The sequence below is a fragment of the Micromonospora sp. HUAS YX12 genome (assembly GCF_040215685.1).
Taxonomy (GTDB): Bacteria; Actinomycetota; Actinomycetes; order Mycobacteriales; family Micromonosporaceae; genus Micromonospora; species Micromonospora tulbaghiae.
In genome coordinates this window covers 4,707,356-4,733,749 of record NZ_CP157974.1, presented here as the reverse complement: position 1 = coordinate 4,733,749, position 26,394 = coordinate 4,707,356, and the positions used below count along the sequence as shown (strand labels likewise).

General features: G+C 75.2%; 22 protein-coding genes. 5 read left to right on the top strand and 17 right to left on the bottom strand.

What is annotated here, in order from left to right; translation table 11 throughout:
• Positions 1 to 36 precede the first annotated feature (36 nt).
• Positions 37 to 1,002: an acetylxylan esterase gene (locus ABIH81_RS22520; protein WP_349876877.1), complete on the bottom strand. Its 966-nt coding sequence runs from the start codon at positions 1,000 to 1,002 to the stop codon at positions 37 to 39.
• Positions 1,003 to 1,200: 198 nt separating this feature from the next.
• Between ABIH81_RS22520 and ABIH81_RS22515 the strand changes: the two genes are divergently transcribed.
• Positions 1,201 to 2,226 (top strand): substrate-binding domain-containing protein, encoded by a 1,026-nt coding sequence (locus ABIH81_RS22515; protein WP_349876875.1) that lies wholly within the window; start codon positions 1,201 to 1,203, stop codon positions 2,224 to 2,226.
• Between the two features lie 15 nt (positions 2,227 to 2,241).
• Here the strand turns inward: ABIH81_RS22515 and ABIH81_RS22510 are convergent, their stop codons facing one another.
• From ABIH81_RS22510 to ABIH81_RS22485, 6 genes are all read right to left on the bottom strand, one after another.
• Positions 2,242 to 3,522: a D-alanyl-D-alanine carboxypeptidase gene (locus ABIH81_RS22510; RefSeq protein ID WP_349876874.1), complete on the bottom strand. Its 1,281-nt coding sequence runs from the start codon at positions 3,520 to 3,522 to the stop codon at positions 2,242 to 2,244.
• Between the two features lie 91 nt (positions 3,523 to 3,613).
• Positions 3,614 to 4,885, bottom strand: a complete 1,272-nt coding sequence (locus tag ABIH81_RS22505) for a serine hydrolase (RefSeq protein ID WP_349876873.1) — start codon at positions 4,883 to 4,885, stop codon at positions 3,614 to 3,616.
• A 100-nt stretch (positions 4,886 to 4,985) separates the two neighbouring features.
• Positions 4,986 to 5,402: a protein-tyrosine phosphatase family protein gene (locus tag ABIH81_RS22500; RefSeq protein WP_349876872.1), complete on the bottom strand. Its 417-nt coding sequence runs from the start codon at positions 5,400 to 5,402 to the stop codon at positions 4,986 to 4,988.
• Between the two features lie 99 nt (positions 5,403 to 5,501).
• The gene (locus ABIH81_RS22495; RefSeq protein WP_349876871.1) at positions 5,502 to 6,131 is read right to left on the bottom strand and encodes a hypothetical protein; all 630 of its coding nucleotides are present in this window, start codon (positions 6,129 to 6,131) and stop codon (positions 5,502 to 5,504) included.
• 13 nt (positions 6,132 to 6,144) lie between these two features.
• Entirely contained in the window at positions 6,145 to 7,929 is a 1,785-nt protein-coding gene (locus tag ABIH81_RS22490) for a DUF4012 domain-containing protein (protein WP_349876870.1), read from the bottom strand.
• Positions 7,930 to 8,031: 102 nt separating this feature from the next.
• Positions 8,032 to 9,273, bottom strand: coding sequence for a glycosyltransferase family 4 protein (locus tag ABIH81_RS22485; protein WP_349876869.1), 1,242 nt, complete (start codon positions 9,271 to 9,273; stop codon positions 8,032 to 8,034).
• Positions 9,274 to 9,396: 123 nt separating this feature from the next.
• On the opposite strand from ABIH81_RS22485, the gene ABIH81_RS22480 reads away from it, so the two are divergent.
• Positions 9,397 to 9,978 carry a low molecular weight phosphatase family protein gene (locus ABIH81_RS22480; protein ID WP_349876868.1) on the top strand — a complete coding sequence of 194 codons (582 nt, stop codon included), beginning with the start codon at positions 9,397 to 9,399 and terminating at the stop codon, positions 9,976 to 9,978.
• Here ABIH81_RS22480 and ABIH81_RS22475 read toward each other — a convergent pair.
• Positions 9,959 to 11,407 carry a polysaccharide biosynthesis tyrosine autokinase gene (locus tag ABIH81_RS22475; protein ID WP_349876867.1) on the bottom strand — a complete coding sequence of 483 codons (1,449 nt, stop codon included), beginning with the start codon at positions 11,405 to 11,407 and terminating at the stop codon, positions 9,959 to 9,961. The genes ABIH81_RS22480 and ABIH81_RS22475 overlap by 20 nt on opposite strands.
• Positions 11,408 to 11,592: 185 nt before the next feature.
• Here ABIH81_RS22475 and ABIH81_RS22470 point away from each other — a divergent pair, with 185 nt between their 5' ends.
• Positions 11,593 to 13,440, top strand: a complete 1,848-nt coding sequence (locus ABIH81_RS22470; RefSeq protein WP_349876866.1) for a nucleoside-diphosphate sugar epimerase/dehydratase — start codon at positions 11,593 to 11,595, stop codon at positions 13,438 to 13,440.
• Between the two features lie 161 nt (positions 13,441 to 13,601).
• Positions 13,602 to 14,903, top strand: a complete 1,302-nt coding sequence (nhaA, locus tag ABIH81_RS22465; RefSeq protein ID WP_349876865.1) for a Na+/H+ antiporter NhaA — start codon at positions 13,602 to 13,604, stop codon at positions 14,901 to 14,903.
• Between the two features lie 54 nt (positions 14,904 to 14,957).
• On the opposite strand, the gene ABIH81_RS22460 is transcribed toward nhaA, so the two are convergent.
• From ABIH81_RS22460 to ABIH81_RS22425, 8 genes are all read right to left on the bottom strand, one after another.
• The gene (locus ABIH81_RS22460) at positions 14,958 to 15,161 is read right to left on the bottom strand and encodes a hypothetical protein (protein WP_349876864.1); all 204 of its coding nucleotides are present in this window, start codon (positions 15,159 to 15,161) and stop codon (positions 14,958 to 14,960) included.
• A gap of 132 nt (positions 15,162 to 15,293) precedes the next feature.
• A complete protein-coding gene (locus ABIH81_RS22455) occupies positions 15,294 to 15,881 on the bottom strand; it encodes a TMEM165/GDT1 family protein (RefSeq protein WP_349876863.1) in 588 nt (195 codons plus the stop codon).
• Positions 15,882 to 16,109: 228 nt separating this feature from the next.
• Positions 16,110 to 17,075 (bottom strand): L-histidine N(alpha)-methyltransferase, encoded by a 966-nt coding sequence (gene egtD, locus ABIH81_RS22450; protein WP_349876862.1) that lies wholly within the window; start codon positions 17,073 to 17,075, stop codon positions 16,110 to 16,112.
• Positions 17,076 to 17,107: 32 nt separating this feature from the next.
• Positions 17,108 to 17,854: an ergothioneine biosynthesis protein EgtC gene (gene egtC, locus ABIH81_RS22445; protein ID WP_349876861.1), complete on the bottom strand. Its 747-nt coding sequence runs from the start codon at positions 17,852 to 17,854 to the stop codon at positions 17,108 to 17,110.
• A 9-nt stretch (positions 17,855 to 17,863) separates the two neighbouring features.
• Complete coding sequence (gene egtB / locus ABIH81_RS22440; RefSeq protein WP_349876860.1) at positions 17,864 to 19,171, bottom strand: ergothioneine biosynthesis protein EgtB; 1,308 nt, start codon at positions 19,169 to 19,171, stop codon at positions 17,864 to 17,866.
• Positions 19,168 to 20,403 (bottom strand): ergothioneine biosynthesis glutamate--cysteine ligase EgtA, encoded by a 1,236-nt coding sequence (egtA, locus tag ABIH81_RS22435; RefSeq protein ID WP_349876859.1) that lies wholly within the window; start codon positions 20,401 to 20,403, stop codon positions 19,168 to 19,170. Before egtA ends, egtB begins: the two co-directional genes overlap by 4 nt.
• A 155-nt stretch (positions 20,404 to 20,558) precedes the next feature.
• The gene (locus ABIH81_RS22430; RefSeq protein WP_349876858.1) at positions 20,559 to 21,329 is read right to left on the bottom strand and encodes a hypothetical protein; all 771 of its coding nucleotides are present in this window, start codon (positions 21,327 to 21,329) and stop codon (positions 20,559 to 20,561) included.
• A gap of 1 nt (position 21,330) precedes the next feature.
• Positions 21,331 to 21,966 (bottom strand): RNA polymerase sigma factor, encoded by a 636-nt coding sequence (locus ABIH81_RS22425; RefSeq protein WP_349876857.1) that lies wholly within the window; start codon positions 21,964 to 21,966, stop codon positions 21,331 to 21,333.
• Between the two features lie 494 nt (positions 21,967 to 22,460).
• On the opposite strand from ABIH81_RS22425, the gene ABIH81_RS22420 reads away from it, so the two are divergent.
• A complete protein-coding gene (locus ABIH81_RS22420; RefSeq protein WP_349876856.1) occupies positions 22,461 to 23,846 on the top strand; it encodes a protein kinase in 1,386 nt (461 codons plus the stop codon).
• Between the two features lie 67 nt (positions 23,847 to 23,913).
• Here the strand turns inward: ABIH81_RS22420 and ABIH81_RS22415 are convergent, their stop codons facing one another.
• Positions 23,914 to 26,394 carry an FtsX-like permease family protein gene (locus tag ABIH81_RS22415; protein ID WP_349876855.1) on the bottom strand — a complete coding sequence of 827 codons (2,481 nt, stop codon included), beginning with the start codon at positions 26,392 to 26,394 and terminating at the stop codon, positions 23,914 to 23,916.

Genomic DNA, 26,394 nt, shown 5'->3' with positions numbered 1-26,394 from the left:
CGGCGGGCCACCGGGCCGCATCGGCGGAACCGGTGGTCAGCCGCCCAGCACGGTACGGAGGAAGTCGGCAGCGGCGGCGTCGTCGTCGATGCCGCCCGCCTCGTGGCCGTTGAACCGCCACACCGTCAGGTCCTTGTCGCCGCGGTAGTCGTGGTAGGCGGCGTAGACGGTGGACGGCGGCGTGATCTCGTCCATCAGCGCGACGGAGAACCGGGCCGGCACCGTGGCGCGGCGGGCGAACGCGACGCCGTCGACGTAGCCGAGCGTGCGCAGCGCCTGCTCCTCACGGTCCCGGTGCACGGCCAGGTAGTCGCGGATCTCCCGGTACGGCGTGGCGTCGGTGATCGTGATCGCGCGCGGGATGTCGCAGAGGAACGGCACGAGCGCCACCGCCGCGCGTACCCTCGGCGCCAGCGCGGCGGCGGCGAGCGCGGCGGCCCCGCCCTGGCTGTGACCGAGTACGGCGATCCGGTCCGGGTCGACCGCGGGCAGCTCGCACGCGGCGTCCACGGCGCGGACCGCGTCGGTGAGGAAGCGCCGGTAGTAGTACCGGTTCGGATCCTCGATGCCCCGGGTGGCCATGCCCGGCGCCTGCGGCCCGGCGGCGGCGACGTCCGGTGTGTCCCCCCGGCTCCACCCCGAGCCCTGGCCGCGCGTGTCCATCTGGAGGTGGGCGAAGCCGGCCGCGGACCAGAGCAGGTTCTCCAGCGCGTGGCCGCGTCCGCCGCCGTACCCGACGTACTGCACGATGGTGGGCAGCGGCCCGGAGGCGCCGCGCGGCACCCGCAGCCAGGCGCGGATCGGCTGTCCGGCGAAGCCGGGGAACGTCACGTCGAAGACGTCGACGCCGGTCAGCGGCGTCGGCAGCGGGGTCGCCGACACGGGGTCGCCGCACGACCGCGCCTGTGCCAGAGTGTCAGCCCAGAAGGCGTCGAAGTCCGGAGGCTCGTGCAGGTCGCTGCGGTAGGTACGGAGTTCGGCCTCGGTCAGGTCGGTGAACACGCCTCGGATTCCTCGTCGTTCGTCGGGGGTGGACGGCGAGCCGTCGGAAGATGGCGGGCGCATTTCCGGAAGGTTTCCGCAACTCGTGCGAACGCTAGGGCCGGTCCGGCCTGTCGTCAAGCCCTCGGCGTACGGCAAGATGTGCGTGGGGCGGGACGGTCTACCGGTCGGTTCCGGCAGCCGGCGAAGGGAACACGGGTGAGCGCGGACGACGAGCGCAGGGTGACCATCACCGCGATCGCACGGGAGGCCGGCGTCTCGGTCCCGACCGTGTCGCGCGTGCTCAACGGGCGTTCCGACGTCGCGCCGGACACCCGGGAACGGGTCGAGGAGCTGCTGCGCCACCACGGCTACCGGCGCCGGGGCAGCCGTACCGTGCGCCGGGCGGACCTGGTCGACCTGGTCTTCAACGACCTGGACAGCCCGTGGGCGGTGGAGATCATCCGCGGCGTGGAGGACGTCAGCCACGCCGCCGGGGTGGGCACCGTCGTCTCGGCGATCCACCGCGAGTCCAGCTCCACCCGGCAGTGGCTGCACAACCTGCGCGCTCGCGCGTCCGACGGCGTGATCGTGGTGACCTCGCACCTGAGCCCGGCCGTGCAGGCCCAGCTGCGGCGCCTCAACGTGCCGGTGGTGGTGGTCGACCCCGCGGCCGGCGTGGCCGCCACGGACGTGCCGGCGATCGGCGCCACCAACTGGACCGGCGGCCTGGCCGCCACCGAGCACCTGCTCAAGCTCGGCCACCGCCGGATCGGTTTCGTGGCCGGCCCGCCGCACCTGCTGTGCAGCCGCGCCCGGCTGGACGGCTACCGGGCCGCGCTGGCCGCCGCCGGAGTCGCCGCCGACGACCGGCTGGTGCAGCCCGGCGACTTCTACCACGCCTCCGGCTTCACCGCCGGTGGCGCGCTGCTCGACCTCGACGACCCGCCGACGGCCATCTTCGCCGCCAGCGACCAGATGGCGTTCGGGGTGTACGAGGCGGTGCGCCGCCGCGGGCTGCGGGTCTGCGACGACGTGAGCGTGGTGGGCTTCGACGACCTGCCCGAGGCGCGGTGGGCGTCACCGCCGCTGACCACGGTGCGCCAGCCGCTGGTGGAGATGGGCCGGCTCGCCGCGCGTACCGTGCTGCGGCTGGCCCAGGGCGAGGAGATCGACTCGCCCCGGGTCGAGCTGGCCACCGAACTCGTGGTGCGGGACAGCACCGCGGGGCCCGCCGGCCGCTGATCCGGGCCGCTCCTTTCAGTCCTGTTCCGGAATTTCCGGCTTTCGGGGGGCCGACCCGGTCGACATGGCGACGGCGGCGGCGTTGCGGCGACGCCGAGCCAGCAACAGCGCTCCGCCGGCCGTCACCACCGCGCCCACCGCGACCGTCACACCCGCGCCGGGCCGCGGCCCGGGCGCCGCCCCGCCGCCGGCCAGACCGGCCTGCCCGGCCAGGGCCGAGGCCGCCCCGCCCGCCGGTGGCGCGGGCCGGTCCAGCTCCCCCGGCTCGACCAGCCGTCCGACCGAGGCGTCCCGGGACTGCGCGAACCCCCAGTCCAGCAGTGCCGCGCCCTGCTGCCAGCCCCGCTGCGTGGTGACCTCGGCGCCGAGCAGCGTGACCACCAGGCGCCGCCCGCCGCGCTCGGCCGCACCGACGTACGTGTGCCGGGCCAGGTCGGTGAAGCCGGTCTTGCCGCCGAGCGCGCCCGGATAGTGGTCCAGCAGCATGTTGTCGTTGGAGATGGCGAACGCCTTCGCCCGCTGCGCCGGCTGGGCCGGGATCTGCGCGGTCCGGGTGGCGGCGTACCTGCGGAACGCCGGGTCGGCGAAGCACGCCCGCGCGATGAGCGCCATATCGTACGCACTGGTGAACTGCCCCGGCCCGTCCAGCCCGGACGGGGTGACCGCGTGCGTCTGCCGGGCGCCGAGCCGGTGCGCCTCCTCGTTCATCGCCCGTACCCCGCCGGCCAGCCCGTCCGGGCCGCCACCGAGCCGGGCGAGCGCGTTGGCCGCCTCGTTGCCGGAGCGCAGCAGCAGGCCGAGCCAGATCGTCTCGATCCGGTAGCGCCCGCCCTCCACCAGTCCGGCCGCCGAGCTGCCCGGTTCGACAGCCAGGTCCCCGGCAGTCACCGTCACCTCCCGGTTCGGGTCCAGCCGGGGCAGCATGGTGGCGGCCAGCAGCAGCTTCTGCACGCTCGCGGGCACATCGTACTCGTGCGGGCCGCAGCCGCCGAGCACCGCGCCGCTGTCCAGGTCGGCGACCACCCAGGAGGTGGCGGTCACCGCCGGCGGCGCGCTCGACGTGGGCGGGACGACCAGGCCGGCGGTGTCCAGCGCGGTGCCGCCGATCGCCCGCGCGGCCGGGTCGGGCGCCGGCGGCGGCTGCGGTGGCCGGGTCGCCGGGGCCGGCACGTTCGGGCAGGGCGGTGCGGCCGGCGGCCGGCGCACGGGCGCGCGGACGGCGGCCACCGCCGGTGTCGCCGGCGCCGGCAGCAGCAGGGCGGCGGCCAGCGCCACGAAGGGTTCCCAGGTCCTCATGACCCGGAGGCTAGCCACGCCGACCCGAACGGGTCACCGGCTCCGGGATTCGCGTTCCGCCGCCCGAACCGCGCGGTAGGGTGCCGTCCGGTCAGGCGCGGCGGCGTCCGCGGCGGCGGGATCGGCCCCGGCGGGCGGCGAGCACCGCCGCCACCCCGCCCACGGTGAGCGCCAGCAGACCGGCGACCGGCACGATCACCCGCCAGTCCCCGTCGCCGATGCGTTGCAGCGCCGTCCCGGCCGGCCCCCGCCACGGCGGGGCGGCGGTACGGGTGGGCTCGGCGGCCGCCGCCTGCCGGGGCTCCGCCGCCTCGGCTTCCCGCTCGCCCGGCTCGACCAGCCGGCCGACCGAGGCGTCCCGGGGCAGCCGGAAGCCCCAGTCGAGCAACTGGGCGCCCTGCTGCCAGCCGCGTATTGGGCGGGCCTCGGCGCCGAGCAGCGTCACCACGAGGCGGCGGCCGCCCCGCTGCGCGGCGCCGACGTAGCTGTGCCGGGCCAGCTCGGTGAAGCCGGTCTTGCCGCCGAGCGCGCCGGGATAGCGGTAGATGAGCTGGTTCTCGTTCTGGATCTGGAACCCGCCCTTCTTCAGCGCGGGCTGGGCCGGGATCTGCGTGCGCTCGGTGAGCGCGTACCGGCGGAACGCGGCGTCGGCGAAGCAGGCCCGCGCGATGAGCGCCAGGTCGTACGCGCTGGTGAACTGGCCGGGACCGTCCAGACCGGACGGCGTGACCGCGTGCGTCTGCCCGGCGCCGAGCCGGCGGGCCTGCTCGTTCATCTCGGCGACGCCGGCCTGCGCGCTGCCGGCGCCGAGGCGGGCCAGCATGTTCGCGGCGTCGTTGCCGGACTGGAGCAGCAGGCCCAGCCACAGCGTCTCGACCGTGTAGCGGCCGCCGACGAGCAGGCCGACGGCCGAGCTGCCCGGTTCGATGTCCAGGTCGGCGCGGGTGGCGACCGCCACCTGCCTGGGGTTCAGCCGGCTCAGCATGGTGGCGGCCAGCAGCAGTTTCTGGGTGCTGGCCGGGGTGCCGGGGACGTGCGGGCCGCACGCGCCGAGGACCGCGCCGGTGTCCAGGTCCGCCACGAGCCAGGTGGTGGCGGTGACCGCCGGGGGCGCGGGGCTGCCGGGTGGCGTGACGAGGCCGGTGCCGGCCAGCGCCTCGCCGCCCACCGCCGCCTGCTCCGGCGTCGTGGCCGGCGGCGTCGGGCGGGGCGGCCGGCTGACCTTCGGTGCGGGCAGGCGCGGACAGGCGGCCGTGGCGACGGGCGCGGTGATGGGTGTGGCCGGGGCGGCGGTGGCCGGGGCGGGCGCCCCGGTGGCGAGCAGGGTGACGGCGATGGCGGCGGCCAGGGCCCGGGCTCTCATGAGAAGGCACACTACCGAGCCCGATGATCAGATCCGGGCGGCTCACCGGTGTCGTGACGCCGTGCCGATCGGACGGCCGCGGTGGGTGACGGCGGTGGGGTCAGCGCACGCCGCGCAGCCACCACCGCTGCCACGGCGTCTCCACCGCGCGCCGGTGATAGCGGGACCGGACCCAGGCCACCGCCCGGGCGGGCGGCAGCCCGTCCAGCACGGCGAGCGCGGCCAGCGCGGTGCCGGTCCGCCCGACGCCGCCGTGACAGGCCACCTCGACCCGCTCGCCCGCGTACGCGCGCCGCCTCGCCTCCCGCAGCGCGTCCAGGGCGTCGGCGCGGTCGGCCGGGATCCAGAAGTCGGGCCAGTGGATCCGCCGGGCCGGCCACTCCGGCTCGGGACCGGGCGCCAGCAGCAGGGCGAAGTCGGCGGGCGAAGCGGGCTCGGCGACCTTGCGCCCGCGTACGGTGGCGCCCCCGGGCAGCGTGAGCAGGCCGGCCTGGTCGGTCCACGGTGTCGCGTCCATGGCTCATTGTGTCGTGTCGCCCCGGACACGTGAGTGCCCGCCGGACGAGGTCCGGCGGGCACTCACGATCGAGCCGGGTGGTTCCCGGCGCGTCCCGGATCAGCCGGCGCGACGGCGGCGCCAGGCCATGGAGGCCAGCAGCAGCACCGCACCGGCGGCGGCGAGGCCACCACCGAGCTTCAGCGGCGTGCCGATGCTGTCACCGGTGACCGGCAGCCCGCCGTGGTGCGGCGGCCGGGTCGGCTTGGTCGGCCTCGGTGGCAGGACCGTGCCGGTCGCGCTCGCGGTCCGCGCGGAGGTCAGGCCGGTGGCGGTGAACGTGTGCCGGCCCGGCCGGGTCGGCCGGTAGGTGACGGTGTACTCGCCGTTGCCGTCGGCCGTCACGGTGAACGTGGTCGGCGCGGGCTGCGGCTGGGCCCGGTTGGGCGTGTAGGCGACCGGCGCCATCGCCACCGTGCTGCCGTCGCTGCGCCGCGCGGTCCCCTCGGCCGGGGCGGCCGCGGGCAGGCCCGAGATCGCCACATCGTGGCGAACCGTCTCGTTCGGCGCGAAGTTCGAGCCCCGCAGGGTGAACGTCTCGCCGAGCCGGATGGTCGTCGGTGAGACGGTCAGCGACGCGACCCCGGGCGGGTAGACCGGTGGCTGCGGCTGCGCCGCCCCGGCCGCGGTCGGCACGGCCGCTACGGCCAGGCCCACCGTGAGCGCCATGATGATGCGGGATAGCCGCATGATGGTTTCCCTCCTACTGTTCACAGCTTGGTGCGTTGACTACTTGGGTGGTCCATGGGGTGACGGTGGGCGTGTGTACCAGCTCGGCCGTCCCGGCGCCGGTCTTGCCGGTGAGCACCGTGACGTCGAGCGTCCGGGTCTGCCCCGGGGGGGCCTCGACGTTCGCCACCGCCACCTGGCGGCGGCCGTGGGTGCCGCTGCCCATCGCGGTGTCCCGCCCGTCCAGCCGGCCGGTGAGCACGGCGCCGCCGGTGGGCGTGTGGACGGAGACGAAGGTGCGTGCGGTGTACTTGTCGCCTGCAAGAGCCAGCCCGGTGACCGACTTGCTCAGGCCCGACTTGGGGGCGGTCGAGTGCACCGTCACCCGCAGCCGCAGCTCGCGGCGCCCGTCCGGGTGGCATTCGCCGACCGTCATGGTGGCCGAGAACCTGAGGTAGTAGCCGAGCTTCGCGCCGCTGCCGTCGTTGAGGAACACGCCGACAGTCGGCACGGAGTCCTTCTCCGGGAGCTGACCGGCCAGCCGGCTGCCGGCCAGTGCGCGTTGCTCCTCAGATCGGACACTCCAGAACAATATCCGACGTTCGTTGATTGAACGGGTAAAAACGGTCAAAAGTGCGCGCGGGTCGACCGTCTTGGTGAACAGGGTGTCGAAGACGCCCGAGGCGGCCTTGGTGAAGTACTCGTCCTGGTCCTTCATGTCCAGATCCCGGTACGAGTCACTGAGGAGCGTCCGTACGGCGGTGGCGGCGCCCAGCGACGGCCCGTCCGGCACGTTCACCGGACCCACGACGCCGAGCAGGTACGACAGGACCACCGGGTCCACCGCCAGCACCCCGTCCACTGTGGTTCCGGTCCGGCGATGCACCATGTCCCGGTAGAGCGCGGCGGCGGCCGGGAAGTCCGGGTTGAGGTTCACATCCGCCGGATAGATGCCCGGCAGGTCGCCCCAGAGCCGCTTCGCCTCCGCGTCGACCTTGAGTGGCGGGTCGAAGAACCGCAGGTCGGACGAGCTGCCCTGCTTCACGAGGCGGATCCGTCCACCCTCGGCGCGCAGGACGGCGTACGCGCCGAACATGCCACCCGTGGCGCGCAGCTCGGCCGGGTTCTGCGAGACCAGCAGATAGCTGCGCGGTCCGTCCGCGCCGAGCAGTGGCGGCAGCAGCCGCGCGCCGCGATCAGCCGCCGACGTCAGCTCGCCGAGCTGGTCCAGCTCCGCGCGCAGCGCGGTGACCGCGTCGCGTACCTGCGTCACGAGGTCGCCCGTGGGCACCTGCCGCAGCCGGTCGGCGGTCGTGCGCACCGCCTGGTCGGCGGCGGAGACCTCGGCCGAGACGGCGCGCAGGCGGGCCAGGTCCAGCTTGCCCTGCTTCGGCACCAGCGAGGCGAGGTCGACGCGCAGCAGCGTGGGGAACGCGAGCCGGGCCAGGTCGTCCACCGCCACCGAGATCTGCCGTACCGCGGACAGGTTGTCCCCCGCGTACGGGGTCTGCTGGCCGACCCACCACACCGGATCCCCGGTTTCGCCGCGCGCGGCGGCGGCCTGCTCCTGCAAGGCGGCGAGCGTGCGCTGGGCCCGGGCCACGTCGCCGTCGAGCACCTGGGCGCTGAGTTCCCGGGCCAGTCCGGCGGCGTTGACCAGGTGGGCGCGGGCCTGCCAGCCCCGGAACGCGACCCAGCCGCCGGCGCTAAGCAGCACCGACACGACGACCAGCCCGGTCAGCAGGATCCGGCGGACGCGGGCGCGCCGGCGCCGTCGCGAGCGGCGCCGCCGGCCGGGCGTGGCACCAGGTCCGGTCACGGATTCCCCCTACGTGTCGGTCGAATCGGACACAATTCGCAATCGAGTGCTTTTTAGCACGACAAAGTGCCTGTTCGAGGTGTTATTCGCCACTCTGGCGATTTATCGGCTGCGCGCGAGTTTTGTTCGGTTCGACGTTCCGTCGGCCGCCTCGTGCAGCAGCGCCTCGATCCGGTCCACACCGGCCCGCATCGACATGTCCCGCAGGTACGCGTCGCGGCCCCGCCTGCCCATGTCGATCCGGGCGGCCGGCGGGATGGCGGCGGCCAGCCAGAAGCGGTCGGCCAGCGCCGCCCAGTCCTCCGGCGGGCAGGACAGGCCGGCGCGGGCCCGCTCCACCACCTCGGCCGTCTCCCCAGCCGCCGAGGCGACCACCGGCGCGGCGCAGGAGAGCGCGGCCTGGAGCTTGCCGGGCACCCGGCCGCGTAGCTCCGGCAGGTCGCGCTGGGCCACGAGCTGGTAGTCGGCGGCGGCGTAGAGCTGCGGCATGTCCACAGCCGACCGTCGCTCCAGGAACCGGACGTTGTCCGCGCCGAGGTCGGCGGCGAGCCCCCGCACCCGCCGCTCCTGCGGACCCGAGCCCACGAGCACCAGGTCCATCCGGTCGCCGAGCGCCGCCGCCGCGCGGACCGCCGTCTCCAGATCCTGGCGCACGCCGATCGTGCCGGCGTGCATCACCACGCAGCGGTCGTCCCGGCGGACCAGCCGACGCACCGCCGGGCCGGCCTGGGTGGGGCGGAAGACGCGCTCGTCGGTCCAGTTCGGCGCGGTGCGCACCCGGCCCGGGTCGGCCCCGCCGGCGCGGACCAGATCCGCCATGGACGGCGAGCCGACCGCCACCACGGCCGCCTCCCGGTAGAGGCGACGGGTGGCGGCCTCCAGCCGCGCCGGCCATCCGCTGTCCCGCTCCGCGCGCCCGTCCCGCTCGGTCCACACGTCCTGCACGTGCAGCACCGTCGGCGTACGGCCGAGCAGCCGCAGCAGCCCGGTGGCCGCGAACGTGACCGCCGGGTGGCCGTGGACGTAGAGCACGTCGACGTCGCGCAGCAGGCCCCGGCCGGCGAGCGCGGCGCTGCCGGCGAAGGACAGCCAGCTCGTGGTGCGGCCGCGGGCGGAACCGTCGCCCGCGGCATACCGGGGCACCCGGCGCACGGTCAGCCGCTCGCTGTGCGTCTGGTGCCGCCAGCGCTGCCGCCAGCCGGGATAGACGTGGCCGCCCGGGTAGTCCGGGAATCCGGTGAGCACCCGTACCTCGTGACCCCGGGCCACCAGTTCCTCGGCCAGGCTGCCCGGGACGAACGCCGGCTCGGGCGGGAAATGGTAGGTGAGGATGCCGACCCTCATGGCCGCGCTCCCGGCGCGGCTTTCCGGACGGCCGGGCGCCGCACCGCGTACCATTCCCGCATCCCCTCTGCGTCCGGCCGCGACCGCCGGAAGAACGCCGTCGCGGCACCCTCCGTCGCGACCATGCCGACGAGAGGGGTGCAGATGGTCGACGAGGTGCTCTTCGTCTGCCACGCGAACATGTGCCGGTCACCGATGGCGGAGTTCATCGCCCGCCGGATGCTGGCCGGCCTGCCGCTGGCGGTGGCCAGCGCGGGGACCGACGCGATCGACGGGGCTGCGATGCACCCGTACGCGGTCGAGGTGACCGCGGCCACCGGCGCGGACCCGGCGGCCTTCCGGACCCGCCGGCTGCGCCCGGAGCACCTGACCGGGGCGGCGCTGGTGCTGACCGCGACCCGTCGGCAACGCTCGGCCTGCACCGCGCTGGCGCCGGCCGCGCTGACCCGGACGTTCACGCTGCGGCAGTTCGCCCGTCTGGCGGCCGAGGCCCGCCCCGCCGAGGCGGAGGCGGACGCGGGCACGCCGTTGCGGGCGGCGGTGTCGGCCGCGGTCCGCGCCCGGGGGCGGCTGCAACCCGCCGCCCCCGACGCGGAGGACCTGCGCGATCCGATCGGCGGCTCGCCGGCCGACTTCCGGCGCTGCGCCGAGGAGATCGAGCGGTCGATCCGGCCCGTGCTCGCGCTCATCGCGACAGCCGGGTGAGTTCCTGCGTCCGGTCGCCCACGGCCTTCGCGCCCCGGCGGGCGCCGGCCCGGTCGGCCGGCACGGAGGGCGCCGCGGGCGGCACGGCCACCTTGTACGCCTCGTACTGGTAGGCGTCCGACTTGGCCACCTTGGCCATGTTGAGCACGCAGCCGAGCAGGCGCACCGAGACCGAGCTGAGCGCGTGCGCCGCCGCCGCGACCTGGCTGCGGGAAGTACGCCCCTGCTGGGTGACCAGGAGCGCGCCGTCGGCCTGCACGGCCACCACCACGCCGTCGGTGACCGCGAGCAGCGGCGCGGTGTCGATGACCACGATGTCCGCCGAGTCCCGCAGCGCGACCAGCAGGTCCGCCATGGACTTGGAGCCGAGCAGCTCGCTCGGGTTGGGCGGGGTGGCGCCGCTGGGCAGCACCAGCAGGGACTTCTCGCCCCAGCGCTGCACCACGTCACCGACCTGGACGTCGCCGACCAGCACGTCGGTGAGGCCGACGCCGCCGTCGAGCCCGAGGTAGTCGGCGACCTTGGGGCGGCGCAGGTCGGCGTCGATCAGCAGCACCCGCCAGCCCGCCTCGGCCAGCGCGATGGCGGTGTTGCAGGCCATCGTGGTCTTGCCTTCGCCCTGCAGCGCGCTGGTGACCGCGATGACCCGGGCCGGCTCGTGCACGTCCACGAAGCGCAGGTTGGTACGCAGCTTGCGGACCGCCTCGGCCCGGGCCGAGGTGGCTGCGTCGCCGACGATCAGCGGCGCCGAGCGTGCGCCTGCCTCGTAGGGGATCTCGCCGAGCAGCGGACTGCCGGTCACCCGTTGCAGGCCGGCGCCGTCGCGCATCCGGACGTCGGCCACTCCGCGCAGCACGGCCAGGCCGACGCCGGCCAGCAGGCCGAGCAGACCGCCCAGGACCAGGTTGCGGGTGGGCTGCGGCGAGACCGGGCTGGAGGTGACACGGGGACCGCTGACCACCTCGATCTTGATCGGCGGGGCGTTGCCGTCCGGCGGCGTCTCGACCTTGCGTACCAGCTCGGTGAACTTCGTCGCGAGCGTCTCGGTGGTCTTCAGCGCCCGGGTCTGGTCGGTGTCGGTGATCGTCGCCTTGAGCAGGACCGTGCCGGCCGTGGCGGTGGTGTGGATCCGGCTGCGCACCTGGTCGGCGGTGAGGCCGAGCGGCGCGTCGGCGACCACGCTCTGCGCCAGCCGGTCGCTGGTGAGCAGGTCACCGTAGGACTTCACCCGCTGCTGAAGGAAGAGGCCGCCCTGGTAGGCGTCGGTGACCCCCTGGCTGGGCGTGGTGACGAAGAACGTCACCGAGGCCTCGTACCGAGGCGCCGTCCGGACCGTCACCAGCGCGGCGGTGCCCAGGCCGAGCATCACCGTCACCAGCACGATCCACCAGTGGCGTCGGACCAGGCGCAGGTAGCCGAGAACGTCCATCACGCTCCCCCTCGCGACACGCCGGTCTGCCGATGAAACTGCACGAAAGCCCCCTAAAAACCCCAGTCGCCGTGCCAGGATCGAATCGCCTATTCACGACGTTACGTGACTGGACGACAGTAAACGACCGAACAGGCACAGAAGGTCTAATCCTTTCAATACGGATAGGACACAGAGGGCAGCCCATGGATCGTGACGCGATCACAGCCGTTCGACCCCCCGGCCGGATCACCCACCGCGCCGCCACCCTTTCCCTGTTAACGCTGGACACGGCCGCGTGGTGCGGAGGTTTTCTCGGCGCCGCCTGGACGCGGTACGAGTTCGACCTCACCGCCGCCGCCAGCGCCCGTACGCTCGGCGTGGCGCTGGCCTGCGCCGCGCTGTACGCCGCGCTCACGCTGCTGCGGTCCCGGCTCTACGGCCGGTATCCGATCGGCAGCGCCGGCGACGCGCAGGGCCTGGCCACCACCGTCGCGCTCGTCGCGGCCGCCGGCTTCGTCGCCCTGCTGCCGTGGACGCAGCACCCGGTACCGGCCAGCACGCCGCTGGTCGGCGGCGCGGTGGCGCTCGTGGTGATGGCTACCGCCCGGGGACTCTGGCGGGCCCAGGCCGACCGCCGGCCGCCCGCCGCACGACACGCCGAGCGCTGCCTGATCTACGGGGTGGACGCCGCGAGCGAGCGGCTGGTCCGGGTGCTGCTGCACGACCCGGACAGCAGCTACCGGCCGGTGGGCCTGCTCGACGACGCACCCGACAGCCGCGGCCTGCGGCTGGAGCGGCTGCGCGTGCTCGGCGGCCGGGAGCAGATCACCGCCGCCGTCCGGGCCACCCGGGCGAGCACCGTCATCTTCTCGATGAGCGGCTCCGACCCGCAGCTGCTACGCGACGTCCGCGCCCGCACGCTGGAAGCCGGCGCGGCGTTCAAGGTGCTGCCGCCGGTGCGCGAGGTGCTCGACCCCCCGGTGGCCGCCACCGACGTACGCGACCTCCAGATCACCGACCTGCTGGGCCGCGCGCACCGGGTGGCCGAGCTGAGCGTCGAGCGCGGCGGGCTGGCCGGACGCCGGGTGCTCGTCACCGGCGCCGGCGGCTCGATCGGCTCGGAACTGTGCCGGCAGATCGCCCGCTGCGAGCCGGACGAGCTGATGATGCTCGACCGGGACGAGTCCGCGCTGCACGCCTTGCAGATGTCCCTGCACGGCCGCGCGCTGCTGGACGGGCCGGAGCTGATCCTGGCCGACATCCGCGACGCCGAGGGCATCGCCCGGGTGATCGCCGACCGGCAGCCCGACGTGGTGTTCCACGCCGCGGCGCTCAAGCACCTCACGCTGCTCCAGCGCCATCCGGGTGAGGCGATCAAGACCAACATCCTGGGTACGCTGAACGTGCTGGAGGCGTGCCGGGACGTCGCCGAGTTCGTGAACATCTCCACCGACAAGGCGGCCAACCCGGCGAGCGTGCTCGGCTACTCCAAGCGGATCACCGAGCGGCTCACCGCGTACCACGCGCAGCGACTCGACGGCCGGTACCTGAGCGTCCGGTTCGGCAACGTGCTCAGCAGCCGCGGCTCGGTGCTCACCGCGTTCCAGGCGCAGATCCGGGCCGGGGTGCCGATCACCGTCACCCACCCCGACGTGACGCGCTACTTCATGACCGTGCAGGAGGCGGTGCACCTGGTGCTCCAGGCCGCGACGATCGGCCGGGGCGGCGAGGCGCTGGTGCTCGACATGGGCGAGCCGGTCCGGATCGCCGACGTGGCGCGCCGGCTGGCCGCCGAGGCGGACCGCCCGGTGGAGATCGTCTTCACCGGTCTGCGCCCGGGCGAGAAGCTGCACGAGCACCTGTTCGGCGCCGACGAGGTGGACAGCCGGCCGCTGCACCCGCTGATCTCCCACGTCCCGGTGCCCGAGCTGGACCCGGACGAGGTGCGCGGGCTCGACCCGTACGCCGACCCGGACGAGCTGATCAAGCGGATGGCCGCGTTCTGCGACCCGGCCGGGTTGACCCTGCCGGCGCTGCCCGGACAACGCTGACCCGCCGGTGGATGGGACGCCCCGACCACTTGATGAGACGGGCGTCCCATCGGCCGGCTCGGCTCGCCGCCGGCGACGGCACCCGATAGGGTTGGTTCCGGTGTGCCGGGAAGCCTGGTCGGCGATGGTTCCGCCGATCCCAGCTTCCGAACGGACGCCGCATGCCCCAGCACACCCCGCACCGGTCCCGCCTGCTGTCCCGCCGCTCCTGGCCGGAGACCCGCTTCCTGGCCGACGTGCTGCGCACCGAGACGGTCGGCGGCGGCCTGCTGCTGCTCGGCGCCGTGCTCGCCCTGATCTGGGCCAACTCGCCGTGGCGCGCCGCGTACGCCGAACTGAGCCACTGGGTGCCCTGGCCGGGCGGCGCCGGCCTGCACCTGGACCTCGACCTGCGCACCTGGGCCGCCGACGGGCTGCTGGCGATCTTCTTCTTCGTGGTCGGGCTGGAGCTCAAGCGCGAGTTCGTCGCCGGTGACCTGCGCGACCCCCGGCGGGCCGCGCTGCCCGTGATCGCCGCGCTCGGCGGCATGATCGCGCCCGCGCTGATCTACCTGGCGGTGACACTCAGCGCCGGCGGTGCCGGCCTGCGCGGATGGGCCATCCCCACCGCCACCGACATCGCCTTCGCGCTCGCCGTGCTCGCCGTGATCAGCTCCCACCTGCCGCAGGGGCTGCGCGCGTTCCTGCTCACCCTCGCGGTGGTCGACGACCTCTTCGCCATCACCATCATCGCGGTCTTCTACACCGCCGACTTCCAGCCGCTGCCGCTGCTCGGCGCACTGCTGCCGATCGCCGCGTTCGGGCTGCTCGTGCAGCGCCGGCGGACCTGGTGGTGGGCGCTGATCCCGCTGGCGGTGGCCGCCTGGACGCTGGTGCACGCCTCCGGCGTGCACGCCACGGTGGCGGGCGTGCTGCTCGGTTTCACAGTGCCGGTGCTGCGCAGCCGCGACGGCGCGCCCGGCCTGGCCGAGCGGCTGGAGCACCGCTGGCGGCCGGTCTCCGCCGGCCTGGCTGTGCCGGTCTTCGCCTTCTTCGCCGCCGGGGTGACCCTGGTCGGCGTGGACGTGGGCGGCGTGCTGACCAACCCGGTGGTGATCGCGGTGGTCGCCGGGCTGGTGCTCGGCAAGGTGATCGGCGTGTTCGGGTCGACGTACCTGCTCGCCCGGTTCACCCGGGCCGAGCTGGACGAGGAGATCACCTGGGCCGACCTGCTCGGGCTGGCGCTGCTGGCCGGCATCGGCTTCACCGTGTCGCTGCTCATCGGCGAGCTGGCGTTCGGCGCCGGCAGCCCGGAGGAGGACGGCGTCAAGGTGGCGGTGCTGCTCGGCTCGTTGATCTCCGCCCTGCTCGCCTCGGTGGTGCTGATCCGCCGCAACCGGGTCTACCGCCGGATCAGTGAGCGGGAGAGCCGGGACGCCGACGGCGACGGCGTCCCGGACGTCTACCAGGAGGGCCCGGCCTGAGCCGGCGCGGCGGGTGCGACCAGCCGGTCACACCCGCCGCATGTCGGTCACGCCTCAGCGCCGGCGCTCGGCCGGGCTCGGCTCGCGCTTGCGCTCCGGTTCCTCGAGCGCCTCGGCGGCCGGGGCGGTGAGGTCGTCACCGGGCACGGCCACCTGCTCGACGCGGTCCTGCTCGTCCTCGCGCCCGCCCGGCGGCGGCTCCGGCGCGGTGGCGCCCCCGGCGAAGCCGTACTCGTTGGGCTCGTCGTGCCTGCTCATGGGCGGAACCTCCCGGTCGTGGCGAATCGTCCTCCGCCGGGCGGTCACCGCCACGGCGCTCACCCGGGCTACTTACCCACCGAAGCGGTCTCCGATCATCGGGCGCCGTCACACCACTCGCGTCAGTTCAGCTCAGGTCAGCTCGGAGACCGCCTCGAAGATCAGCCAGAGGCCGCAGATGGCGAACAACACCGCCGCGCCGTAGCGGATGGTCCGCTCCGGCAGATGCCGCCCGAGCAGCCGGCCCACCAGGATCGCCAGCGCGTCCGCGGCCACCATGCCGAGCGTCGACCCGAGCCAGGTGCCGAACCAGCCGTACTTGGTGGCCAGCGTGATGGTGGCGAGCATGGTCTTGTCGCCCAGCTCGGCCAGGAAGAACGCCACACCCACGGCGATGACCGCGGACCGGCCGCCGCGCTCGGCCTTGCGCTTCTCCTCCTCGGTCAGCTTGTCTCCGCGCAGCGTCCACGCGCCGAAGCCGAGGAACGCCAGACCGGCGATCAGCGAGATCCAGTCGGTGGGCAGGGCGGCGTTCAGGCCGTACCCGATGGCGACCGAGGCCAGGTGGACGATCGCGGTGGCGATCGTGATACCGATGAGCACCGGCACCGGCTTGAACCGCGTGGCGAACGTCAGTGCCATGAGCTGGGACTTGTCGCCCAGCTCGGCGACGAAGATGACGCCGAAGCTGACCACCAGCGCGACGAGGAAACCCTCCATGTGAACCTTCCCGATCAAGCCGGGAGGAGGAACGGGAGCGCCCTCGACCCGGCTGCGACAGCCTGAGTCGAAGGTCTCGCCCGCCCCGGAGACCGGGGCCGCGTGGCCGGATGCGGAACGCACCAGTGTGTCGACCACGACATTGGGGGCTACTCCCCTTCGCGCCACCCAGCCTAGCCGATCAGCGGCAGACCCGGTCACCGGGTGCGGGCGGAGCCACGGCGGCCCTCAGTCGGCCCGGGCCAGGCTCACCCCGAACAGCCCGTCCGGATCGGTCCAGAACGCCCGCCGGTCGAACCCGGCGGCGGTCAGCTCGGCCGCGATGCCCTCCGGCCGGAACTTGGCCGACACCTCGGTACGCAGCTCCTCGCCGGCGGCGAACACCACGTCGGTGTCCAGAACCCGCACCCGGGCCGGGTGCTCGGCGCGCAACCGCATCTCGATCCACTCCCGCCGCGGATCCCAGACCGCCACGTGCCGGAAGGCGTCGACGTCGAAGTCGGCGCCCAGCTCGCGGTTGATCACGCGGAGCACGTTGCGGTTGAACTCGGCGGTCACGCCCGCCGCGTCGTCGTACGCGGGCACGATCACACCCGGATCCTTGACCAGGTCGGTGCCGACCAGCAGCCAGTCGCCGGTCTCCAGCGCAGCGCGCATCGCGGTGAGGAACTCCGCCCGCTCCGCCGGCATCAGGTTGCCGATCGTGCCGCCGAGGAACGCCACCAGGCGCCGGCCGCCGGTGGGCAGCCGGTCCAGGTGGCGGGTGAAGTCGGCGACGATCCCGCGCACCCGCAGGCCCGGGTACGCGGCGGCGATCTGCTCGGTGGACGACCGCAACGCGCTCACCGAGACGTCCAGCGGCACGAACGTGCCCAGGTCACCGTGGCGGGTGAACGCGTCGAGCAGCAGCCGGGTCTTCTCCGACGAGCCCGAGCCCAGCTCGATCAACGTCTTCGCGCCGGTCATCGTGGCGACGTCGTCCGCGTGCGCGGCCAGCACCGCCCGCTCGGCCCGGGTCGGGTAGTACTCCGGCAGGCGGGTGATCTCCTCGAACAGCTCGCTGCCCCGGGCGTCGTAGAACCACTTCGGCGGCAGCCACTTCGGCGTCGCCGCCAGCCCGACCCGTACGTCCTCCCGCAACCCACGGTCGAGGTCCTGCTGCTCCAGGTGGATCTCCAGCGGCTCCGCGCTCATCGGGTGTCCTCTCTCGCGGTGGGTACGGATCGTCAGGCGGTGGTCGTCTCCCGCACGTCCAGCCCGCCCGTGGTCGCCACCACGAGCCGGCCGTCCGGCACGGCCCGCCAGGCCGGGTCGTCGTCGAACGGTTCGGACGCCAGCAGCACCGAGTCCGGGCCGCGGCGCACCGACAGCGCGTGCCCGGCCGTGCTCGCCACCACCGTCGTACCGTCGGTGAGCAGCAGGTTCAGCCGCGAGCCGGGAGCGGCGGCGGCGACCGCCGAGACGGTGTCCGCCACCGCCTCGTCCGGCGGCACGCCGGCCCGCAGCCGGTGCCGGACCAGCGCCCACAGCAGCGCCGAGTCGGTCGGCACGTCGAGGGTGATCAGGTCGCGGACGGGCAGGCCGGCGGCGAGCGGGACCAGGCTGTCCGGCCAGCCCCTCACCACGCCGTTGTGGCTGAACAGCCACCGCCCCTCGGCGAAGGGCGCCGCCGCGGTCTCGTGCAGCGGCATGCCGACGGTGGCGGAGCGGACCGCGGCCAGCACCGCCCGCACGCGCGTCACGGCCGCCAGCTCCGGCAGCGTGGTGTCGCTCCACATCGGCTGGGCCCGCCGGTAGCGGACCGGGTCGCCGTCGCCCGCGTACCAGGCGACGCCGAAGCCGTCGGCGTTGATCGTGCCGCCGCCGCGCATGTCACGCGGCGCCCACGACTGGCGCAGCAGCCCGTACGGCGGGTCGAACAGCAGGCTGCCCAGGAGCACAGGTGGACCGAGGTACGCGAGGTGACGGCACATCGGGCCGGCTCACTCCTCCGGTCCGGCGTCACGGGCGCAGCGGAATCCGCTGAAGATCTGCCGCCGGATCGGGTAGTCCCAGTTGCGGAACGTGCCCCGGCAGGCGGACCGGTCGGTGCCGAACGAGCCGCCCCGCAGCACCCGGTGGTCGTCGCCGAAGAAGACCTCCGAGTACTCCCGGTACGGGAACGCGGTGAAGCCCGGGTGGCCCCGGAACGGCGAGGAGGTCCACTCCCACACGTCGCCGACGAGCTGGTGCACGCCCAGCGGCGAGGCACCGGCCGGGTACGCGCCCACCGGCGCCGGCCACAGGTGGCGCTGACCCAGGTTGGCGTGCTCGGTGGTGGGATCGTCGTCACCCCACGGGTAGCGGCGGGACCGGCCGGTCGCCGGATCCCAGCGGGCCGCCTTCTCCCACTCCGCCTCCGTCGGCAGCCGCTTGCCGGCCCACGCCGCGTACGCCTGCGCCTCGTACCAGCAGACGTGCACCACCGGCTCGTCGTCGCGTACCGCCGACCAGCGGCCGAACCGGCGGTACGCCCAGCCGTCCCCGTCGCGCCGCCAGTGCATCGGCGCGCTCAGGTCCGCCTCGACGCGGTGCCGCCAGCCGGCCTCGCTCCACCAGCGCGGCTCGTCGTACCCGCCGTCGGCGATGAACGCCCGGTACTGCCCGTTCGTCACCGGGGCGGCGTCGATGACGTACGCGGGCAGGTCGACGGTGTGCGCCGGGCGCTCGTTGTCCAGCGCCCACGGGTCGGCGGAGGTGCCCATGGTGAACGGCCCGGCCGGCACCCGTACCTCCCCGCCGACCCGGGCCCGGGGCTCCGGCGGGGGCGGCGCGTCCAGGACCGGGGTGCCGGCGCGCAGCTGGTGGGTGGCGAGCATGGTCTCGTCGTGCTGCTGCTCGTGCTGCACGATCATGCCGAAGGCGAACCCGTCGGCGACGAGGGGATGCTCGGTGAAGCGGATGCCGTCGAGCAGGTCGTACACCTTGTCCCGCACCGTGCGCACGTACGCGCGGGCCTCGGCCGGCGGCAGCAGCGGCAACGCCGGCCGGTCCTTGCGTGGCTGCTTGAACGCGTCGTAGAGGTCGTCGATGTCGTGGCGCACCGGGTCGCGGCCGCCGACGTCGCGGACCAGCCACAGCTCCTCCTGGTTGCCGACGTGCGCCAGATCCCAGACCAGCGGCGACATCAGCGTGGAGTGCTGCCGGACCAGGTCGTCGTCGTCCACCGCGTCGGTCAGCAGCGCGGTACGGGCCCGGGTGCGCTCCAGCTCGGCGGCGATCCGGTCGCGTAGTCGCTCGGTGGTGGTCACCGGTGTCCCCTCTCCGCGGCGGCGCGGTGCCGCCGGATCGCTCGCTGGGTCTCGTCGTGGATGCCGGCCGGCAGGTCGAGCCGGGGCAGGGCCGTCAGGGCCAGGTCGAACAGCGCCGCCGCGGCGCTCGCCAGCGGGCGCTCGGCCAGCCCGCACCGGGCCGCCGCGCGCCACCGGCCGGCGACCGGGGCGGCAGCCGCCAGCGCGTCCCGGGTGGTGGCCGGGTCGGCGAAGATCGCCGCCAGCACCGCCAGCGGCACGGTCCACTCCGGGCCGGGCTGGGTGTCCAGGTAGCGCAGCTCCAGGTAGCCGCGCGGGCGCACCGGCGGGAACAGCGTGCTGAGGTGGTATTCCAGGTCGTCGGTGGTGGGCGGGCGGGGCAGCGCCCCGGCCAGCCAGTCGGTGAACGTGACACCGGGCGGCGCCGTCCAGTCCGGGCCGTCGCCGCGTACGCAGAGCAGCGGCGCGGCGAGCGCGTACCGGGTCCAGGCCGCCACCGGGTCCTCGTCGGCGCGCTCGGGCGACCAGACCGGACGGGTCCGGGCCGGGTCGATGGCCAGCCAGGTGGCCATCCGGGCGGAGGCCCAGCCGGTGCGGCGCCCCGCGTGCCGGTCGGCGGTGGCGAAGGCGGCGAGCAGCGGCGGGCCGACGGCGTGCGCGGCCGCCCACCGCTGCGCCAGATGTTCCGGCTCCCCCGCGTCCAGGCAGACCTGGAGGCCGGCGGTGCTGTACATCATCGCCCGTCCCGCCGGGCCACGCCGGTCGAAGGCACACCGCATGGCCCGGTAGCGCGGCGTCTCCACGACGGGCCGGGGAAGGCGCCAGGGGTCCATGCCGCTGCGGCCGAGCACCAGGCCGGCGGCGTCCAGCCGGGCCCGCAGCTCGGCGACGTCGGCCTCGGTGGCCAGGATGAGCGCGGCGACCGACGATCGCGGTGTCGCGGAGATCTCCACCTGCCCGCCGGGCTCCACGGTCACGGCGCCGCCGCGCCGGAGCTCGTCGGCCGGGCTGGTGGGGTCGAGGGTCACGGGGCTGTGCCGCCCCAGCGCCTCGCGTAGTCGCTCGCGGTCGACCGGCCGGGCCGGGTCCGCGGCGTCGTGCACGGTCCATTCCAGTTCGACGCCGACGAGTGCGGGTGGCCCGGTCTTGAAGCAGATCCGGGCGAGGTGGCCCCGGGCCGCCTCCTCGTCTCCCAGGACGACTGCCCGGTCCAGATCCGGCGACATCACCATGGGACGGCTCCTCCTCGGCGATGGGCGACGACGTCGTCGCGACGAGCCCGGCCGGGACGGCACGGGACGCCACCCCACCATCCTCTGTCTAGCAGACGAGATCCGCTTGCCCGGAGAGATGAATTTTTGTCCGGGATCTGATTGCGCCGTAGCGTTCAGTCGTCCGTCCGCGGACCCGGACGCCCGGGCTCCGGCTCGTCGTCCGCCGGCGCGCCGACCAGGTTCCGGCAGTAGCTCTCCACGTGCTCGGGGCCGCCCGCGGCGGCCACCAGGTCGGCGAAGCCCGGCGAGGTGAGCGCCTTCTCCCGCTGCCGCTCCGACTTGGCCAGGTAGGCGCGGCAGTGGCCGGCCATCCGGCCGCTGGTGGCCGGGGGCGCGGGCGGCCCGGCCTTGGCGCTCGGAGTCCCGGACGGCGCCGGCGTCGGCGCCGGTGGCGACGCCGCGTTGGAAGAGTCACCGGCCGGGGTGCTCGGCGCCGGCCGCGACGGCCCGGTGACGGCGGGGCCGGAGCCGGTCGGTCCGGCGCCGGTGGGGCCGGCCGTCGGCGCGGGCGGGAGCACCGGCTCGGGGGCGCGGTCCAGGCGCACGGCGGCGAACGCCACCCCGGCGACCGCGGTGGCGGCCAGCCCGGACAGCGCGGCGGCGATCCGCAGGCGCCGGCGCGGGCGCGGCGCGGCCACCGCTGCCGCCGCCGGGGCCGGCGCGGCCGCCTCGCGGGCCGCCCGGAAGGCGGCGAGCGCCCGCTCCTCCCCGGCGACCTCGCCGGGGGCCGCCGGTCCGGCGGCGGCGGACAGCAGCCGGGTCAGCGGGTCGGCGTCGGCCTCCGGCGGCGTGCCGGCGCGCGCGGCGTCGAGCAGGCGGTCGGACTCCGCCCGGTCGGCGGGCCCGCCGGACCGGCGAGCGTGCATGCCGTCGTCTCCCCTCACGTCAGCCCTCCGCCGGCTCGGCCTCGGGCGCGTGCGGCACCTGGCGGTCGGTACGGGGACGCGGCGCGACGGCGTCCCGGGTGTCGTCCGGCGCGGCCTGCGCCGCCGAACGCTCCAGCAGCGCGGCCAGCCGGCGCAGGCCCCGGTGTGCGGCGGTACGCACCGCGCCGGCCCGCCGGCCCAGCACCCGCCCGGCCGTCTCCGCGTCCAGGCCGATGACGGCCCGCAGCATCACCGCCTCGGCCTCGGCCGGCGGCAGCGTACGGATCAGCGCCAGTGCGCTCTCGGTGGCGATGGCCTCACCGGCCCGGTCGGCGGTGTCGACGTCGGCGGCCAGGTCGTTGAGCGCCTGCACGGGCACCGGCACGGAGGGACGCCGCCGCTGCCGGCGCAGATGGTCCATGGCCCGGTTGCGGGCGATCGTGACCACCCAGGCGCGGAACTCGCCGCCGGTGAACGACGGCAGGTCGCGCGAGATCTGGAGCCACGCCTCCGAGGCCACGTCCTCGGCGTCGGCGCCGACGAGGGCGGTCAGGTAGCGCAGCAGCGCGGGTTGCAGGCTGCGGTAGAGGAAACGGAACGCCTCCTCGTCGCCCGCCTGCGCCCCGGCGACCGCCTCGTTCAGCTCGGCCGTCACGCTCGCCGTCCCGTGACGGCCCGGCGCCGGGCGTCGACGGGAGCCGGTGACCACACCGCCATCCGCACTCGGCCCCCCGGTGAGCTGATCAGGCACGCGCACGAGAGTGCGGTGCGCCCTGGACACTGCCGCGCGGCACGGGCGTCGGCGGGACATACCGTACCGGCGTCCGGGGCCGACCGGGAGTCGGGCCGACACCGGGACGGGCTGGGCGGCCCGGCAAGCCGTCGGGGGCCGGAAAAACAGAGAGAAATGTCTAGCTCCGGCATCGGCGTGTCGTGGTAACGCCGAGAGCGGGCGGGACGCTCCCCCGGGACGGACCACCGTCGGCACGGCGGACCGGGAGCGCGGGGGCGCGTAACTTTCTGGCCGATCGTACCGGGCCGATCACGATCAGCCGATCGGCGGACCGGCTGCCGGACACCCGGCCGAACGGCCCGGCGGACCGGACGCCGATATCGCGGGAAATACTTCGCGCCTGCTGTGGGTACGGTATGGGGGTGCTGTCCTCAGACGTCGTACTCAGCGGTCGGTACCGCCTGGATGACCGTGTCGCCACCGGCGGCATGGGCGACGTCTGGCGTGCCACCGACCTGGTCCTCGGTCGCCCGGTCGCGGTGAAGGTGCTCCTTCCCGCCCTGGTGTCCGACCCCGACTTCATCGCCCGTTTCCGGTCCGAGGCCCGGATCATGGCCTCACTGCGCCACCCCGGCGTGGTCCAGGTCTTCGACTGCGGCGAGGACGACCTGCCCAGCGGCGGCCGGGCCGACTACCTGGTGATGGAGTTCGTCGCCGGTGAGCCGCTGTCGCGGCGGATCGAAACCGCCGGGTGCCTCGAGGTCGCCGAGACCATGTCGATCGTGGCCCAGGTGGCGCAGGCGCTGCACGCGGCGCACGGCCGGGGCATCGTCCACCGGGACGTGAAGCCGAGCAACCTGCTGGTGCAGGACGACGGCACCGTGGTCCTGGTCGACTTCGGGGTGGCCCGGTCCGTCAACGTCACGAGCATCACCAGCACGAACGCGGTGCCCGGCACCGCCCTCTACATGGCGCCGGAGCAGGCCGCCGGCCGGCCCGTCTCGGGCGCCACCGACGTGTACGCGCTCGGCGCGGTCGCGTACTGCTGCCTCACCGGCAGCCCGCCGTTCACCGGTGACAACCCGCTCCAGGTGGCCGTACGCCATCTCGACGACGAGCCGCCGGAGCTGCCGGCGGAGATCCCGGCGTCGGTGCGGGAGCTGGTGTCCCGGGCGCTGGCGAAGGATCCGGCCGACCGCTACCCGAGCGCGGCGGCGATGGCCGACGCGGCGCGGGCCGCGCGTACCGACTCCCCGACGGCGACGGTGGCGCTGCGCGGCGCGGCGGGTCCGGCGCGGTCGCGGGACGACCAGCCGGCCGTCCGCCCGGGCGCCGCGGTGGCGACGTCGCGGCGGCGGGGCCGGCGCGGCACGCTGGTCGGAGCGCTGGGCGCGGTGCTGGTGGCGATGGGCGCGCTGGGCGCGCTGGTGGCGGCCGCGAACGACACGGCGGAACCGGCTACGAAGATCGACAAGACGGCGCCCGCGGTGGCGCCGAGCGACCAGGCCGCCGAGCCGGTCGTCGACGAGCCGTCGGCGGACGACGAGTACACCTACCGCCCGGTCGGTCCGGGCGGCCGGCCGTCGGTGACGCCTTCGGTGACGCCGAGTTCCTCCCCGACCCCGTCGGCGCAGCCGAGCGTGACGGACGAGCCGGCCCCGACGGACGAGCCGAGCAGCACGCCGTCCAGCGCGCCGACGACGACGGCACCCACCACGCCGCCCGCGCCGGACCCGACCACCGCCGACCCCGGCACCGGCACCGGCGGTGACACCGGCGGGCAGCCGGCCACGCAGCCCTGACCCGCGGCACCCACGAGCCGGCCCCGCCCACGGCGGAGCCGGCTCGTCCGTGTCCGGGCGGCGGTGCTCAGTCCGCGCCGAGCGACGCCACCACCGGCCGGGACAGCGCCCGGCGGGCCGGCAGGACCGAGGCGAGCAGCGCGGCCACCACCGCCACCGCGACGATCAGCCCGATCCGCGCCCAGGGCAGCACCAGCGTGAAGTCGCCGCCGATGCGGGCCACCACTGCCATCGCCCCGGCCGCCGCCCCGGTGCCGAGCGCGATGCCGAGCAGCGTGCCGACGAGCGCGGTGAGCACCGCCTCGACCGCCAGCACGCCCCACATCCCGGCCCGGCTCAGCCCGACCGCGCGCAGCACCGCAGTCTCCCGGGTGCGTTCCACCACCGACAGGCTGAGCGTGTTGGCGACCCCGACCAGCGAGATCACCACGGCCAGGCCGAGCAGCGCGGTGACGAACCCCAGCACCATGTCGACGGTGCCGGTGAGCATCTTCTTGTACGCGGCCTGGTCCATCACGTTCACCGTCGGATAGCGGGCCAGCACCGACTCGACGGCGGTCCGGGCGGCGTCGACACCCACCCCGGGGGCCGGGTCCACCTCGGCCAGGTAGCCGCGCTCGGTGGGGAACATGGCGGTGAAGTCGGTGTCCAGCACGTCCACCAGGTGGCCGGCGGGCACCGGGCTGCCGGCCAGGACCGGCTCCTCGTCGGCCACCACCGCGACGACCCGGAACGGGCGGCCCGCCAGCGTGATCGTGGAGCCGGCCGTCCAGCCCCGCGCCGTGGCCAGCTCGCGGTGCACCAGCACCGAACCCGGGCCCAGGTCCGCCGGGTCACCGGCGTCCACCGCGGACAGCGTGCGCCGGACCAGCGCCGGATGCGCGGCGCGCAGCTGCACGTCGCCGACCACCCGGCTGCGCTGCTCGTGCACCACACCCAGCTCCGGGCGGGCGGCCAGGTCGTCGGCGACGGTGGCCGGCAGGTCGCCACCGATACCGGTGACCAGGAAGTCCACGCCGATCCGGGCGTCCACCGCGCGTTCGATGCCGGACTTGACGCTCGCCGCGCCGACCACGAACGCGGAGACGAGCCCGATGCCGATCACCATGGCCGTCGCGGTGGCGGCGACCCGGCGCGGGTTGCGTACCGCGTTCGACACGGCCAGCCCGCCGGTGGCGCCGAACGCCGCGCGGAACGGCCCGCCGAGCATCCGTACCAGGGCCGGCACCAGCACCGGGCCGAACGCCACGATGCCGCCGAAGGCCAGCAACGCGCCGGCTGCGACCAGCACCACCTGGCCGGTGGCACCCGCGCCGGCCAGCGCCGCCACACCGGCGGCGAGCGCCAGCGCGCCGACCGCCAGCCGGACCCGCCCGGCCGGGCGTACCGGGTTGATCGCCGCGTCGGTGAGCGCGGCCACCGGGGCGACCCGGGTGCCCTGCCAGGCCGGCAGCGCGGCCGACGCCACGGTGAGCAGCGTCCCCAGCCCCAGCGAGAGCAGCAGCGTCCGCGGGGTCAGGGTGAGCCCGCGACCGAGCGGCGCGCCGGTGCCGGCGAGCAGGAGGCCGAGGCCGCCGGCCACCGCCGCGCCGGCCAGCACCCCGGCCGCGGAGGCGAGCAGGCCGGTCACCGCCGCCTCGGACAGCGTGGCCCGGTAGATCTGCCCCCGGGTGGCGCCGACCAGGCGCAGCAGCGCGGTACGCCGGGAGCGCTGGGCGAGCACGATGGCGAAGGTGTTGGCGATCACGAAGCCGGCCACCACCACCGCCACCGCCGCGAACGTGCCCAGCAGCATGCCGAACTGCCGCAGGTCGCGGACCGCGTCGTCGACTGCGGCATCGAGGATGGCATCGCGGTCCCGGACCGTCACGTCCGGTCCCACCACGGCGCGGATCCGGTCGGCGAGCGCGGCCGTGTCCACCCCGGGCCGCGCCGCCACCATGATCCGGCCGTACCCCTTCTCGCCGCCGACGGTGAGCGCGTCCGGTCCGGTCAACCCGATGTACGGGCCGCCGACGTCGCGGGAGCTGCCGTCCACGTCGACGGTGCCGACCAGGGTGTACGGGCGGGCCGCGCCGTCCTGCCCGCCGATCGACACCGGCCCGCCGACGGTGAAGCGCTGCTCGGCGACGGTCTCGTCGTCGAGCACCACCTCGCCGGGGCGCTGCGGCAGCCGCCCGGCGACCAGGTCGTAGGACTGCAGGTCCGTCTCGGTGGGGATCGCGGCGAGCACCGCGTACCCGAGCACGGGACGGCCGTCGCGGCCGACCACCCCGGCGGAGCCGGTCAGCTCGCCCGCGGCGGCGTCCACCCCGTCGACGGCGCGCACCCGGTCCACGAGCGCCGGGGGCAGCGGGTCGGTCTCGGCGTACGCGGCCAGGTCGGTGTGCCTGTCGAACTCACCGGCCCGCTCGTACGCCCCGGCGCGCATGCCGTCGATGAACATCAGCGTGCCGGCGACGAACGCGACGCCGAGCACGATCGCCAGCGAGGACAGCAGCAGACGCAGGCCGTCGGCGCGGACCTGGCGCAGGGTCAGGCGCAACAT